The sequence below is a fragment of the Janthinobacterium sp. BJB401 genome (genome assembly GCF_013372745.1).
Lineage (GTDB): Bacteria > Pseudomonadota > Gammaproteobacteria > Burkholderiales > Burkholderiaceae_D > Janthinobacterium > Janthinobacterium rivuli.
Window position 1 is genome coordinate 27,708 of the sequence record NZ_JABXFH010000019.1, and the last position, 12,783, is coordinate 40,490.

Below are 12,783 nucleotides of genomic sequence, written 5' to 3' on the forward strand. Positions count from 1 at the left end.
TGACATGAGCAGCAAGATAAGCAGCAATATGGGTGGCAAGAGCAGGGGGGCGGGCCAGGCCGGTCCGAAACACCACGGCGGCAGCATCGCTGTCACCGTACACGAACAGGACAGCGGCGTGAGGGTCGTCAATGCCGCCATCAGCCTGTACCGGGGAGCCGAGGCGGACTGCCATCTGTTCAATGCCGCCACCTGGGTAGCCGATCCCGCCATGCTGGTGGGCGTGCGCTGGACCGACGACACCGGCCGCACCGTGTTTGCCGACTTGGCGACGGGCAGCTACGTGGGGGTGTATGGCAATTTCCCCGCCACGGCGCCCCAGTGCGTGACGGTGCAGTCGGGCTGCAGCGCCGTGCTGTGCTTCACGCCCCAGCTCAATCCCCAGGTGGGACTGGTGTTCGAGACAGCCGATTGCCAGCCCAGCGACTGCCATTTCGGCAGGGTGGGCGACCGCGCCGTGGCCACCGTTTCCTTTGACGGCGATCAAAGCGCCGATGGGCGCGACCAGGTGCAGGTGCTGGCCGCCGCGCCATGGGTGCCCATGCGCGGCGCGGCGAATACCTTTTCCACCCCCGTGCGGCGCGCCGGCATGCACCGTTTCATGGGGCAGATGATGCTGTCGCAGCGGCCCGAATTGCGCAGCGCCTTGCCCGTGCCGGAAGGGCTGAGCCCGAACGCCATGCTGGCCGTGGATGCGGAATACGAGACGGAAGAGCGCCAGCCGCAACCGATCTCGGGCAATGTGGGCGTGTCGCTGACGCGCACGGAAACGGAGCCGACGGAAGACTTGCCGCTGTGGACCTTGATACGCAACAGCACCGAGGCGATGTCGTTTACCAACTACCTGCATTTCATGGACAGCCTGTTTTGCGGCGACCTGGCCAATGTGCGCGGTTTCGAGCAGGAACGCTTCGTCAAAAAGGCCGAGGTGTTCCAGCAGCTCAAGCAACGCCGCGCGCTGCCGTTTTCCGATGCCGATTCTTACCGCGTGCTGAAAGTGGCGACGGAAGCGTTCGTGATGGTCAATTGCGGCGTGCTGAACCAGCCGCTGGCCTTCAATCCGGCCGAGGACAACGCCTACCTGGACCGGCGCGACATACCCCAGGGACGCGACCTGGAAACCGTGCTGCGCAACGATTACTTGGAAAACATCGACGGCTTCCAGACCTTGCCCTACCTGGCCGTGATCCGCCGCAAGCTGCCCGACATTCCCATCAGCATCCCGCGCGGCCAAGAAGGCGAAGTCGATCTGTGCTTTGGCATCATCCAGGAAAAGCTGGCCAATCCTTGCCTGCTGGAACTGATCTGGTCCTACTGGCATGAAGAGGGCATGCTGGTGCAAACCATGAATGCCATCGCGCAGCGCTTCCAGAATCTGCGCGCGCCGGGCAACAGCCTCGACCCCCTGTCGAACACGGAAATCGACATGTTGCGTCCGCTGAATAATTTGCTGTGGGGATACACGCAGGATGAACAGCATCGGCTGACCGTGATGCGCCGGAACTATGAGTATGACCATCACTACGGTGTGCGCCTGGACGGCAAGGCAGTGCAGCACTTCCGGCCAGCCGATAGCCGCTCCAAATTCCTGGAAGCGTTCCACCACTTGCTGCGCCTGCTGACCTCGTTCTACAAGCAGGATGACGACACCACCGTGAAGGCGGACGCCTTCCCCGTGCTCAATGCCTTGAAAGAAATCCACCTGATCCTGTCGCAGGGCGCGCACAACCAGTTCGGCGACTTGCCGTCGACGGCGCGCATCGAGATGCTGATGCAGCAATGGATGCTGGCGCGGCCCGAGTTCCGCGAATTTTTACCGACGCGCGTGATGGTGGCGTATCCGGAACCGTGGATGGACAGGGTCGATGCCATGAAGAAACTGCAGGGCTGGACGGATACGAGCGTAATGCACTTCCGTAACCTGGCCATCTTTGGCGAGCAATTGCTGCTCTCCGTGCGCTATGGCAACTGGAGCGACATTTATGAACCGACGCAAGCCTTCAACTGGGCGCGCTTCTGGCGCCCGCAGGTGCAGGGCTATATCCACGGTTACCGCGCCGCCACCGGGGTCGATTTGTCCGTCGACAGCAGCGACCCGGTGGTCGAATCGACGATGCCCTCGGTGCTGCTGCGCCAGCGCCTGAGCCAGCAGCTGCGCAGCGTCTAGGGCGGGAGGGGACGCGTGCATGCTCGACTTTACCAGTGCCCTGTACCTGGGCATGCGCCATCCGGCAGCCTCGCTGGCGCCTTGGAGCAGCTTGAGCCTGGGCCAGCCGGCCGCGCTGCAGGAACCGCCCGGCGCGCAGGCCCTGGCCATGGACCTGGCTGCGCTGCAAGGCTGCGAAGCGGCCTGCGTGCTGCCGTCGACCCTGCATTTGTTCTGGGACCTGTTCGGCATGCTGGCTGCCGAGCGGCTGGTGATCCTCGTCGATGGCGGCAGCTACGCCATCGCGCGCTGGGGCGCCGAGCGGGCGCAGGCGCTGGGCTTGCCGCTGCGATTGTTTCCCAGCGGCGAGATGGCGGCTTTGCGGCGGCTGGTGGAAACCTGGGGCCGGCAAGGGCGGCGCCCCCTGATCCTGGCCGATGGCTATGTGCCGGGCAGCGAACAGCTCTTGCCGCTGGCCGGCTATGCGGCCCTGGCGCAGCAGGGCGGCGGTTATCTGTTGCTGGACGACACGCAGGTGCTGGGCGTGATGGGTACACAGGGTGGCGGCTCGGCGCGGCTGCATGGCTTGCAAGGGGAGTCGCTGATCATCGGCGCCTCGCTGGCCAAGGGATTTGGCGTGCCGCTGGCCGTGCTGGCCGGCAGCCGCAAGCTGCTGCGGCGCTTCGCGGCGCATAGCCAGACGCGCGTGCACGCCAGTCCGCCCTCGGCCGCCGTGCTGGCGGCGGCGCGGCGCGCGCTGGCGCTCAATGCGCGCCATGGCGACGCCCTGCGCGCCAGGCTGGCGGACAGGGTGGCGCAATGGCGGACGGGAATGGCGGCGGCCGGCATCGTTTGCCGCGGTGGCAGCTTCCCCGTGCAGCGCCTGCCCGGGCGCGCCCATCTGCAGCCAGCCTTGCGCGCAGCGGGCGTGCTGGCGCTGGCGCAAGCGGGCGACGGTCCCGGCGCGCTGACTTTTTTGCTGCGGGCGGACCAGACGCCGCGGCAACTGGAACAGGCGATGAACTTGCTTGAACATCACATCAGGAGGCGATATGCACGAAGCGTTTGAAATGCTGCCCTTTGCGGGACAATCGGGAGCGGCCGGCGAGCAGGAATGGTCGCAAGAGTGGTCGCAGGAGTGGCAAGGGGAGGAAGAGGGCGAGTGGGAAGGTGAATGGGAGAGTGAGTGGGAGCGTGAATGGGAAGGCGAGCGTGCGCGCCCGGGCGGCGGACGCGGTGCCATGCCCATGCGCGGTGGCGGCCTGCGCGCAAGGCCACCGCTGCGGGGGCCGCGCCGTCCCGCGCCGCCACGTTACCAGGGCCAGGGGCGCCGGCCGCCACGCTATCCGCCGCCACCCTTGCCGTATCCGCCGCGCTACCGGGGCTGGGGCGGCTATGGCGCCTTTTATCCCACCATTTATCCGGCGCCGTATCAGGACATGGGCCAGTATCACGATCAGAATCAAGGGCAAGATCAGGGGCAGGATCAGGACCATGCCCAGGACCAGGACCAGGACGGCGGCCAGATGCAGGGCGAAGTGCCGCCCATCCTGGCGTCCACCCTGGGCCGTGTGCCGGGCGCGGCCGCCTTGCGCTACCAGGCTGTGGGCGCGATTCCGCAGGCCGTCAACGATGCGAAGGCCACGGGGCCGGGCCTGTATGTGATCGAGTTCGACACCAAAGATGGCCGACGCGCCTACAGCGGCCAGACCGATGATTTGCGGCGGCGCCTGAAACAGCACCACCTGTGCGGCAAGATGATGGGCATGGACATGAGCGCGCACGACGTCTACGTGGCGCCGCTATCCTCGGCCGCGCAGCGGCGCAGCATGGAAAAGGATATTCACAGCGACATGTTTACCCACCGGCGCGGCGTGCTGACCAACCAGCGGCGCGAACTGGAAATGGCCGTGCTCGGTGAAATGTGGGGTTGACACCAGCACTTGATGACTGCGAAGGAGAACATCATGCACCAACTCGAATGCGCATGCGCGCAATGCCGGCAGCGGGCCGGCGCCGCGTTTGAAGTGCTGGAATTCGGCCGGGACTGGCCCGGCAAGGGCCGCGCGCCGGCCGTCTTGAGCGAAGAGGAAGAATTGCAACTGGCCATGGAGTTGCTGGAAGTGTCCAGCGAAGAGGAACTGGAACAGTTTCTCGGCAATGTCTTCAAGAGCGTGTGGAAGGGCGTCAAGAAGGTGGGCGCGACCATTGCCAAGGTGGCCAAGCCTTTGGGCGGCGCCTTGAAGGCCGTGGCCAAGACGGCCTTGCCCTTTGTCGGTGGCGCCCTCGGCTCGATGATACCGATACCGGGCGTCGGCACGGCGCTCGGGTCGGCCCTGGGGCGCGCGGCCAGCAATGCGCTGGAACTCGAAATGGAAGCCGAGGCGCCGGCCGACCGCGAACTGGAACTGGCGCGCCGCTTCGTGCGCATCGCGGGGCAGGCGGCGCGTCTGGCGGCCGACGGCGACGGCAGCGCGCGCGCCGTCGAAAGTGCGCTGACGCGGGCCCTGCACCAGCAATTGCCGCACTTCCGCTCGCCTGCGCCGCAGCAGGAAGATGAAAGCGGACGCTGGCGCCGGCGCGGCAACCGCATCGTCGTCATGGGCGACTGGCAATAGCGTGGCACGATGATCATCGATTGCCACTGCCATGCGGGACCGGGCGACGGCTTGAGCGGGCCGTGGGACAGCGATGCGCCACTGCCAGCCTACCTGCGCCGCGCCCGGGAGGCCGGCATCGCCCGCAGCGTGCTGTTCGCCGCCTTCCACTCCGACTACGCCATCGCCAACCATGGCGTGGCGCGCCTGGTCGCGTCCGATCCGCAGCGTTTTTACGGCTTTGCCTTCGTGCATGCGCGGCGCGACCGGGGCCGCATCATGGACCTGGTGCGCACGGCCGTCGAGCGCTACGGCTTTGTCGGCATCAAGGCGCACCGGCTTGACGCGCGCATCAGCGGCGAAGTGTGCGAGGCGGCGCGCTTCTTCGGCTTGCCCGTGCTGTACGACCCGGCCGGCGAGGTGGCCGTGGCGGAATTGCTGGCGCAGCAGTATCCCGACGTTAATTTCATCCTGCCGCACCTAGGCAGCTTTGGCGACGACTGGGCCGCGCAGCTGGCGCTGATCGACCATCTGGTGCGCCACCCTAACATCCATACGGACAGCTCGGGCGTGCGCCGCTTCGACTTGCTGCGGCAGGCCGTGCGCCGCGCGGGGCCGCACAAGGTCCTGTTCGGCTCGGACGGCCCCTGGCTGCATCCGGGGCTGGAATTGCACAAGATTGAACTGCTGGGCTTGCCGCCAGCCGATGCCGCGCTCATCCTGGGGGAGAATTTCCTGCGGCTGGCAAGGCAGGGCTAGACACCGCAGCAGGCGCTGTCGCCATCGCAGGCACGGACGCCTGCAATGGCGACAATGACAGCGGCCGCTCGACGAGCAGGAACAGTGTCATTGCCGGTGGCAGGCTGAGAGCCAGCATGAGCGGCATCAACAGTAAAAAGAAGGCCAGACCATGCGCCTGCGGCGGATGGAGCAGCGCCAGTGCCAGGAAGGCGCCCTTCAGCGCCAGGCCGTGGATCAGATAGTAGGAATAGCTGATATTGCCGAGCCAGCGCAAGGGCGTCCAGCAAAACAGGCGCGCCAGCCAGTTGGCGCGCGCCTGGAAGCAGCACAGGCAAAGCAGGAAAAAGGCACACGCCAGCAATGCCAGTTTCAGCAGCAGTGCCAGCGGCAGCAACAAACAACCCAGCGCGCACGGCACGGCGCAGGCGGCCAGTGCGGGTGGCGGCGCGCGCCAGGCGGGCGCCGCCAGCGCTTCATGGACAAGGATGCCGGCGATAAACAGCAGCAAACGGGCGGGGCCGCCGAAGATGGCGAAGAGGCCGCCTGCCAGCAAGGTCAGCACGGCGAAGAAGCCGCCGCGCCAGCTGCGGCTGCGCCGGCGCAAATCGAAGACCAGGATGAGCAGGGGGATCAGCAGGTAATACAGCATTTCGTAGCTGAGCGACCAGGCCACGCTGATGAATGGTGGCGCCGCCGTGAAACCGCTGAGCAACAGAAAATTGCTGGTCAGGTAAGCGACTGCCTGCGGCCATGCCGCCGGTATCCTGCTTTCCGACGGCAGGGCGCACGACAGCAGCAGGTACAGGACGAAGACGCAGCTGTAGACGGGGTAGATGCGGCGCGCGCGGCGGCGCAGGTAGGGCAGCAGCGCTTGTTGGCGGGACATCAGCGAGCCATAGATCAGATAGCCGCTGAGCACAAAAAACAGGTCGACCCCCGCATTGCCCATGCTGTGCAGGGCTGTCGCCAGCGGCGTGACGGCGCCGCCGTCGCCGCGCCATGGCGCTTCCAGGCTGACATAGTGGACGAGAAACACCAGCAGCACGGCCAGGCCGCGCAAGCCTTCCATGGCGCGCAGCTGCGGCGCAGCGCCGGGGCGCGACAGTTCGAAGCAGGCGGACAGGCGATGGCAGGCTGGGCTGGACATGGGCCGACTATAGCCGTCTGGCTGTTGCTGGTCTTATGGCGGCACAACATCAGGCGGCGCCAGCTGCGCTGCGCAGCTGGCCGCCTTGCGGCGTATCTGCAGCGCGCGGTCGCTCACGCCCAGGCGGGCGGCGGCGCGCTGGTTGTTGCCGCCTTCCTCGGCCAGCACGAGGCGGATGGCCACGTCGGTGGCGCAGCGCGTGATGTGCGACAGCTTGCAGCCCTGCGCCAAGGCCCGCCGCACGGCCGTCTCGAAGTGCTGGTCGGGCCAGGGCGGCGTCAGCAGCCGTTCTTCGGGCGGCAGGGCGCCGATGGTGATGGGGCCGGGGCCGCAATGGCGGTGCCAGATGCGCGTGACGGTCTGGCGCAGTTCGCGCACATTGCCCGGATAGTCGCGCAGCAGCAGGTATTCCTTCACGGCGGCGTCCAGCGCGGGCGGCGGCCGTTGCGCCAGTTCGGCGAGGAAATGCCGGGCCAGCGGCAGGATGTCGTCCTGGCGCTCGCGCAGGGGCGGCGTCTGGCAGCGCCAGCCGGCGATGCGGTAATACAGGTCGGCACGGAAGGCGCCGCGCGCCACCTCGTCTTCCAGTTCGCGGTTGGTGGCGCAGACGAGCCGAAATTGCGTCGGTTGCCAGGTATTGCCGCCCACGCGCTTGTATTTGCGCTCCTGGATGGCGCGCAGCAGCTGCGCCTGTAGCGGCAGTTGCAGTTCGCCCACTTCGTCGAGGAACAGCACGCCGCCGTCGGCCAGGGCAAACGCACCGTCGCGCGCCGCCGCCGCGCCCGTAAACGCACCCCGTTCGTGGCCGAACAGTTCGCTGCCGGCCAGTTCCGGCGACAGGGTGGTGCAGTCGAGAATAGTGAAGTCGCCCCTGCAGTTGCCGAGACGGTGAACCAGTTGCGCCAGTAAATCCTTGCCCGTGCCCGTTTCGCCCGTGATCAGCATCGGTGCCTGGCTGAAGGCGGCCATTTCCACCACCTGGTGCAGCAAGGCGGTCCAGGCCGCGCTGTCGCCCACCAGCTGCTGGCGCACGGCGCCGGACGCCAGCAACTGCGCCACGGCTTGCCAGCGCTGCAGGCGCGCCAGCACCTGGCCCGTATCGATGGCACCGCCAGGCCACAGCAGCACATCGAGGGCGCCAGCGGCCATCAGGGCGCGCTGCTGCGCGCAGCTCGGGGGATGGCCGCAGGCGGCAATGGCCAGCACGCGGGCATGGCCGCACAGCGCCGGCAGCGCCTGCAGCAGCGCGCTATCGGCCTCGGCAAACAGCACGATGCCCGCACCGTCCTCGCCGCCATCGTGCCGCCGGGCTACAGTTACCTGAGCCTGCTTCAAGGCCGTTATCAGCAAGGCGCCACTACCAGCCGCCGCCTGCTGCATAATTTCCAGCCAGACCTTGAGCGCCATATGCCAGCCATCACGAGGGCACGAGTGGCCCATCTTAGAAGCCCGACACCCCAGCCGTTTGATCTGGCGCAAGCGTGCGCGGTAGCCCGTAATGAAAAACGCCGCCTGATTTGCATCAGGCGGCGCCATTAATGAAGTTCAACGAACGTCAACGTCTTTAGACGTTCTCGTCCAGTTTGACGCAGTCAACGAAGTAGCCACGCTTGCCATCGACTTCGCGTTTCACCAGACCGTGCACATCCGTCTCGAAGCCGGGGAAGCGCTCGTTGAAGTCGCGCGCGAAGCGCAGGTAGTCGACGATGGTCTTGTTGAAGCGTTCGCCCGGGATCAAGAGCGGGATGCCCGGTGGATACGGCGTCAGCAGGATGGACGTGATGCGGCCTTCCAGTTCGTCGATGGCCACGCGCTCGATTTCGCGGTGCGCCATCTTGGCGAAGGCGTCCGACGGCTTCATGGCCGGGATCATGTCCGACAAATACATTTCCGTCGTCAAACGCGCCACATCGTAGGCCTTGTAGAAATCGTGGATTTGCTGGCAGAGGTCGCGCAAGCCCATTTTTTCGTAGCGTGGGTTGGCCGCCGCAAATTCCGGCAGGATGCGCCACATCGGCTGGTTCTTGTCGTAGTCGTCCTTGAATTGCTGCAAGGCCGTCAACAGGGTATTCCAGCGGCCCTTGGTGATGCCGATGGTAAACATGATGAAGAACGAGTACAGGCCGCATTTTTCAATGATGACGCCGTGCTCGGCCAGGTACTTGGTGACGATGGACGCGGGGATGCCCGTGTCGCCGAACTGGCCGTCCAGCGACAGGCCCGGGTTGACGATGGTCGCCTTGATCGGGTCGAGCATGTTGAAGCCGGGAGCCAGGTCGCCAAAGCCGTGCCAGTCATCCTCGGCGCGTATCATCCAGTCTTCCTGCTGGCCCATGCCTTCGTCGTTGAAGCTGGCCGGACCCCAGACCTGGAACCACCAGTCCTGGCCCCACTCCTGGTCGATCTTCTTCATGGCGCGGCGGAAATCGAGCGCTTCCATGATCGATTCTTCCACCAGGGCCGTGCCGCCCGGCGCTTCCATCATGGCCGCGGCCACGTCGCACGAGGCGATGATGGAATACTGCGGCGACGTCGAGGTGTGCATCAGGTAAGCCTCGTTGAAGGCGTCCTGGTCCAGCTTGACTGTATCCGATTCGCGCACGAGGATTTGCGAGGCCTGCGACAGGCCGGCCAGCAATTTGTGCGTGGACTGGGTCGAGAAGATCATCGATTCCTTGGCGCGCGGACGGTCCTTGCCGATGGCGTGCATATTCTTGTAGAAATCGTGGAAGGTGGCGTGCGGCAGCCACGCTTCATCGAAGTGCAGGGTGTCGATCTTGCCGTCCAGCATTTCGCGCAGGGTTTCCACGTTGTAGATCACGCCATCGTAGGTCGATTGCGTGATTGTCAGGATGCGCGGCTTCTTGTTCTTCGCTTCGCGCGCGAACGGATTTGCCTCGATCTTGCGGGCAATGCTTTCTGGCGTGAATTCATGCAGCGGGATAGGACCGATGATGCCCAGGTGATTGCGCGTCGGCATTAGGAACACGGGAATGGCGCCGCACATGATGATCGAGTGCAAGATCGACTTGTGGCAGTTGCGGTCGACGACGACGATGTCGCCTGGCGCCACTGTCGAGTGCCACACCATCTTGTTCGAGGTCGAGGTGCCGTTGGTAACGAAATAGCAATGATCGGCATTGAAGATGCGCGCCGCATTGCGTTCCGAGGCGGCGACAGGACCCGTATGGTCGAGCAGCTGGCCCAGTTCTTCGACGGCGTTGCAGACGTCGGCGCGCAGCATGTTTTCACCGAAGAACTGGTGGAACATCTGGCCGATCGGCGATTTGAGGAAAGCCACGCCGCCCGAGTGGCCGGGGCAATGCCACGAGTAGGAGCCGTCATTGGCGTAGTGCACCAGCGCGCGGAAAAATGGCGGCGACAAGCCGTCCAGATACGATTTCGCTTCGCGGATGATGTGGCGGGCGACGAATTCCGGCGTATCTTCGAACATGTGGATGAAACCATGCAGTTCGCGCAGGATATCGTTGGGAATATGGCGCGAGGTGCGCGTTTCGCCGTACAGATAAATAGGGATGTCGGCGTTCTTGTAGCGGATTTCCTCGACAAAGGCGCGCAAGGACTTCAAGGCGTGGTCGGTTTCCTCGATGGAACCGCCGCCGAATTCTTCATCGTCGATCGACAGCACGAAGGCTGACGCGCGCGATTGTTGCTGGGCAAATTGCGACAAATCGCCGTAGCTGGTCACGCCCAGCACTTCCATGCCTTCTTTTTCCATTGCGGCGGCAAGGGCGCGAATGCCCAGGCCGGACGTATTTTCAGAACGGAAATCCTCGTCAATGATGACGATAGGGAAACGAAATTTCATGCATGTCTCCAAAAAAGCAAGCCGCCCCTGACTTATGTGGAGGGGCGGACTAGGGCGCGACAGCCAGGCGGTAACGCAACCGGGCAGCCGCAGAAAAAAAATAAGAACGGGATTCTCGCAGAAATGCGGCCTCTGCGGGAAAAAAATATCACCCCTCAGCGTCACAAGCTTGCGCTAGCGTGACGCATGGGTGTGACAGGGGTATTACAGCAACATTCTGCTAATCACTTTCAACCTTATCAGGCTTTGCGTTCCAGCGTGACAAAGGCGTAAGGCAGGCCGGATTTCTCCGACATGTGCGCCTCGCGCGCGGTTTCTTGCCACACGGCATAGTCCACGGCAGGGAAAAAAGCGTCGCAGTCGAAGGCCTGGCCGATTTCCGTGATGATCAAACGCTGTGTCAGGGGCAATGCCTGCTTGTATATCTCCGCGCCGCCGATGACATACCCTTCGGCGCCGTCCAGCAGGGCGATGGCCGCTTCCACCGACGACACCGCTTCCACACCCTCGTGACGCCAGTCCGGATTGCGCGTAATGACGATGTTGCGGCGGTTCGGCAGCGGGCGGCCGATGGAATCGAAGGTCTTGCGGCCCATGAGGATGGGGTGGCCCGTCGTCAGACGCTTGAAATGCGCGAGGTCTTCCGGCAATTTCCACGGCAGGGTGTTGTCGATGCCGATGCCGCCTTGCTGGTCGGTGGCGACGATGATGGTCAAATGGCTCATTGGTTCTGTGAAAAAGGTGGGGGCGTAGCCCGATGCCCGTCATTATCGTTGAAATTGCCGGCGGCCTCCAGATGCGCACGCATGGCGTCGGCCAGTTGCCCCGGTGCTTCCAAGGGAATCATGTGGCCGGTATCGTCTTTCAGGATGTGCAATGTGGCTTGCGGCAGGTGCTCCGCCATGGCGCGCAGGTCGTCGGGACGGACGAGCTTGTCGTCTTCGGCGCCCACGATCAGCACGGGAAAATCGAGTTCCGGCAAGCGCGCCATCAAGTCGGGGCGGTCTATGGTGGTGATGAATTGCGCCAGCAGCACGTCCTTGCCCAGGTCCAGCCCCATCTGCTGGATCAGGCCCGTGATGGCGGCATCGTCCAGGTGTGACGGGTGCAGCAGTTCGCGCAGGCGCTGGCGCGTGATGCCCGTATAGGCATTGCGCTCGAGCATGGCGACGATACGCTGGCGCGCGTCGACTTCCGCCGGCAGCAAACCTTGGGCCGAATTGGCGATCAAAGTAAGGGATTTCACGCGCCGCGGGTGCGCCAGCGCGTGTTCGAGCGCCAGGTAGGCACCCAGCGAAAAGCCCACCAGATGGGCGTGTGGAGCGCTGTGGCTGGCGATCATCTGCTGCATTTGCGTGCGCGTGCGCGCCTGGTGCAGAGGCACGTGCCGCAGATCGAAGGCGTCGCCCAGGGCAGGCGCCAGGCGCGACCACAGGCGCGCGTCGCACAGGGTGCCAGGAATGCAGTCGAGCCGTGTCTTGGTATTGTTCAACTTGGTATTGTTCAAGGACAAGCCTGGGTTCAAGGAGGGTGAAATTTTTTGTCGAGTGGCATTATCCGCCATTTTTCGCCTCAAGGCAGCGGCCCGGTATTTTCCTCATGGCATTATTTTCAATAGTGCGCGGCTGGCAAGCCGGCACTTTATGGTAGGCTCATGGCTCATCAAGCCGGGGTGCCGGCGACGTGACCTGAAACACCGAATGCAACCCTTAGCAACCAACCTTATTAAATAAAGAGGAAACACCATGGCGATCAGTTTGCAAAAAGGCGGCAATGTCAACCTGAGCAAGGAAGCTCCTGGCTTGAAGAAAATCGTGATTGGCCTGGGCTGGGACCCGCGCGCCACCGATGGCGCCGCATTCGACCTGGACGGCAGCGCCTTCCTGCTGAAAACGGATGGCAAGGCCCGTTCCGATGCCGATTTCATTTTTTATAACAACCTGAAGTCGGCTGACGGCTCCATCGTCCACGCGGGCGACAACACCACGGGCGGCGGCGATGGCGACGACGAGAAAGTTGCCGTCGACCTGGCCAACGTGCCGGCTGATATCGACAAGATCGCCGTGGCCGTCACCATCCACGACGCGGAAAACCGCAAGCAGAACTTCGGCATGGTCGGCAAGGCCTATATCCGCTGCCTGAACGGCGACAACGGCGCGGAAATCGCCCGCTACGACCTGTCGGAAGACGGCTCGACGGAAGCGGCCATGATCTTCGGCGAAATCTACCGCGCCGGCAGCGAATGGAAATTCAAGGCGATCGGCCAAGGCTTCAAAGGCGGCCTGGGCCCTCTGGCCCGCTCTTTTGGTATCAACGCATAAAA

At 64.2% G+C, this 12,783-nt stretch carries 11 protein-coding genes; 6 read left to right on the forward strand and 5 right to left on the reverse strand.

All coding sequences use genetic code 11. The features are described from left to right. Positions 1–4: 4 nt before the first annotated feature. From HWE17_RS14240 to HWE17_RS14260, 5 genes are read left to right on the forward strand one after another with little or no spacing between them, the layout of a single operon-like run. Positions 5–2,167 carry a hypothetical protein gene (locus tag HWE17_RS14240; protein ID WP_176389175.1) on the forward strand — a complete coding sequence of 721 codons (2,163 nt, stop codon included), beginning with the start codon at positions 5–7 and terminating at the stop codon, positions 2,165–2,167. A gap of 19 nt (positions 2,168–2,186) precedes the next feature. Further along, positions 2,187–3,215, forward strand: coding sequence for an aminotransferase class I/II-fold pyridoxal phosphate-dependent enzyme (locus HWE17_RS14245; protein ID WP_099403169.1), 1,029 nt, complete (start codon positions 2,187–2,189; stop codon positions 3,213–3,215). Continuing rightward, positions 3,199–4,080 carry a GIY-YIG nuclease family protein gene (locus HWE17_RS14250; RefSeq protein ID WP_176389176.1) on the forward strand — a complete coding sequence of 294 codons (882 nt, stop codon included), beginning with the start codon at positions 3,199–3,201 and terminating at the stop codon, positions 4,078–4,080. Before HWE17_RS14245 ends, HWE17_RS14250 begins: the two co-directional genes overlap by 17 nt. A 33-nt stretch (positions 4,081–4,113) precedes the next feature. After that, on the forward strand, positions 4,114–4,764 hold the full coding sequence (locus HWE17_RS14255) for a hypothetical protein (protein WP_176389177.1): 651 nt from the start codon (positions 4,114–4,116) through the stop codon (positions 4,762–4,764). Between the two features lie 9 nt (positions 4,765–4,773). Continuing rightward, the gene (locus HWE17_RS14260) at positions 4,774–5,502 is read left to right on the forward strand and encodes an amidohydrolase family protein (RefSeq protein WP_176389178.1); all 729 of its coding nucleotides are present in this window, start codon (positions 4,774–4,776) and stop codon (positions 5,500–5,502) included. Here the strand turns inward: HWE17_RS14260 and HWE17_RS14265 are convergent. The 5 genes from HWE17_RS14265 to HWE17_RS14285 all read right to left on the reverse strand — a co-directional run bounded on the left by HWE17_RS14265 (position 5,459) and on the right by HWE17_RS14285 (position 11,967). Next, complete coding sequence (locus HWE17_RS14265; protein ID WP_176389179.1) at positions 5,459–6,631, reverse strand: acyltransferase; 1,173 nt, start codon at positions 6,629–6,631, stop codon at positions 5,459–5,461. The genes HWE17_RS14260 and HWE17_RS14265 overlap by 44 nt on opposite strands. Positions 6,632–6,664: 33 nt before the next feature. Then, complete coding sequence (locus HWE17_RS14270; protein ID WP_255206242.1) at positions 6,665–8,038, reverse strand: sigma-54 dependent transcriptional regulator; 1,374 nt, start codon at positions 8,036–8,038, stop codon at positions 6,665–6,667. A 157-nt stretch (positions 8,039–8,195) separates the two neighbouring features. Then, the gene (locus HWE17_RS14275) at positions 8,196–10,460 is read right to left on the reverse strand and encodes an arginine/lysine/ornithine decarboxylase (RefSeq protein WP_099403173.1); all 2,265 of its coding nucleotides are present in this window, start codon (positions 10,458–10,460) and stop codon (positions 8,196–8,198) included. A gap of 239 nt (positions 10,461–10,699) precedes the next feature. Further along, positions 10,700–11,185: a dihydrofolate reductase gene (locus HWE17_RS14280; protein WP_176389181.1), complete on the reverse strand. Its 486-nt coding sequence runs from the start codon at positions 11,183–11,185 to the stop codon at positions 10,700–10,702. Next, complete coding sequence (locus HWE17_RS14285) at positions 11,182–11,967, reverse strand: alpha/beta fold hydrolase (protein ID WP_255206243.1); 786 nt, start codon at positions 11,965–11,967, stop codon at positions 11,182–11,184. Before HWE17_RS14285 ends, HWE17_RS14280 begins: the two co-directional genes overlap by 4 nt. A gap of 238 nt (positions 11,968–12,205) precedes the next feature. Between HWE17_RS14285 and HWE17_RS14290 the strand changes: the two genes are divergently transcribed. After that, positions 12,206–12,781 (forward strand): TerD family protein, encoded by a 576-nt coding sequence (locus HWE17_RS14290; protein WP_034784423.1) that lies wholly within the window; start codon positions 12,206–12,208, stop codon positions 12,779–12,781. Positions 12,782–12,783 lie beyond the last annotated feature (2 nt).